The sequence below is a fragment of the Microcystis sp. M53603_WE2 genome (assembly GCF_030065435.1).
In genome coordinates this window covers 1-1826 of record NZ_JASJFF010001016.1, presented here as the reverse complement: position 1 = coordinate 1826, position 1826 = coordinate 1, and the positions used below count along the sequence as shown (strand labels likewise).

1 protein-coding gene and 1 pseudogene are annotated in these 1826 nt (G+C 40.8%); both read left to right on the top strand.

Features of this window, described 5'->3' with window-relative positions:
- Positions 1 to 976 precede the first annotated feature (976 nt).
- Complete coding sequence (locus tag PX481_RS21425) at positions 977 to 1558, top strand: DUF1997 domain-containing protein (RefSeq protein ID WP_012265857.1); 582 nt, start codon at positions 977 to 979, stop codon at positions 1556 to 1558.
- 8 nt (positions 1559 to 1566) lie between these two features.
- Positions 1567 to 1812: pseudogene (locus PX481_RS21420) on the top strand (Rieske (2Fe-2S) protein); the annotation flags it as partial.
- Between the last annotated feature and the right edge of the window lie 14 nt (positions 1813 to 1826).

Genomic DNA, 1826 nt, shown 5'->3' with positions numbered 1-1826 from the left:
CTTGCGGTGTCAGTCTGTAGAGCGACCATAAGACCAGAACAGAGTAAATCTGTTAAGGCAGGTGCGGAACCCCGCAAGGGAAAGAAGCAGAAACCCAAATCGTGAGGTTTGGGAATCGCCGTCCGTTTTACGGCGGCGAGGATGTCAAGATTATTTTCCTTTCCCTAGAGGTCTCACTTGTTATCATTGTAGAGCCTGTTGATCTTTTGGACTTAACTTCACGACACTTCCCATCTCCCCATCACCCATCTCCCCAATTCATAATTCATAATTCCCCTACTCCCTTCTCTCTTTTCCCTTCTCCCCAACTCCCACTCTGCAATAACTACTGGCAGCCAGAAATACGTTCGTTTCGTATCACACTTTGTGCTTTTTGTCAAAAAAACTTTTTTTTTGCAATAAAACTACACAAAAAAAAGATCATCGTTGTCGGTGAAATTGACTAATTTACCCGTTTTAATTAGGATTACCTTGTAGGTGTGGCAAGGGTTTCAACCATTGCTGCCCAAAAAAGCACAAAATAGCCCAATATGAAATTATATCAAATCGCTGTAACCATGACAACATCGTTGTTAAATAAAAATTTTTCTCAATTAATTCTTAAGAATTTGTAAATATTGCGGAATGTTAATTTAAATATTCTCAAGCTTTTGGAGTCAATAGATAATTTTTGCTTATCTTTGTCGGAAAATAGAACTCCTGGAAAAATCCAACATCTACCATTGGGTTAGAATTCTCCGAGTCAGGAGATTATTTTTATTTATTCTTCCCACTTCATAATTCATAATTCATAATTCCCCTTCTCCCCCACTGTTGACTTAAAACCCCCCACTGATCACTGAAAAAGGCCTAACTTTGGGCAAAAATCTGGTTTGTGTCCCCTCTTAGCGATAAAATTTCTACATCTGGACCGTCGAAAAGTATAAGTTTTGTAAAGTAAAATTAAGAAGGGAGACAAATTTAAGATAGCCAACTTATGGAAGTAACTTTTACCGCTGCCGAATCCCTAGAAATTGTTGTTGCTGAACAAACCATCCCGATTCAGCATTATCTGCGTCAACCGCAAAGATTAGTACAGGCTATCGTTGAGACTAACTTAACGGAACACTTGTCCGAGAATCGGTTTCGCCTAAAAATGCGTCCCCTAAACTTCTTGAATATGTACTATTTTCAGCCCACGGTTATTCTTAATGTCTGGGCCACCTCTGAGGGGACGATATTTTTGCAATCAGAAGACTGTCAGATCAAAGGTATTGATTATATCAACGATCGCTTTAGCCTCAATGTTAAAGGCAAACTCGCTCCTGTGGAAAAAAATAATCAAACCTATCTAGCGGGAAAAGCCAATCTTGAGGTGAAAGTCGCCTTACCACCACCATTATGGTTAACCCCGCGTCCGCTGTTAGAAATCGCCGGTAATAGTCTCTTAAAAGGGGTTTTATTGCGGATTAAACAGCGTTTAATGAGTCAATTGTTGCAAGATTACCAACAATGGGCTAAACAGGACATTATTGCCCAAAATTACCCCGAAACGATTCTCGATCTCTCCCTTAGTTAAATAAAAATATGAGTTGGACAAAAGTATTATCTGTAGATTCCCTTGCCCCCGGCGCCCGTCAAGTGGTAAAAGTAGGGGACAGTTCCATTCTGTTGATTAATAATAACGGTCAATTCCACGCCGTCGCTAATCGTTGTCCTCATCTCAAATTATCGATGACGAAGGGCCAAATTAGCGAGGATGGCGCGATCGTTTGTCCCTGGCATCGTAGTTCTTTTGATCACTGTAGTGGTGCTGTCAACGACTGGATTACCTGACCCCCCGTGGT

Coding starts and splice junctions, on each gene's coding strand:
- PX481_RS21425 (WP_012265857.1), top strand. CDS start 977: ATGGAAGTAACTTTTACCGCTGCCGAATCCCTAGAAATTGTTGTTGCT.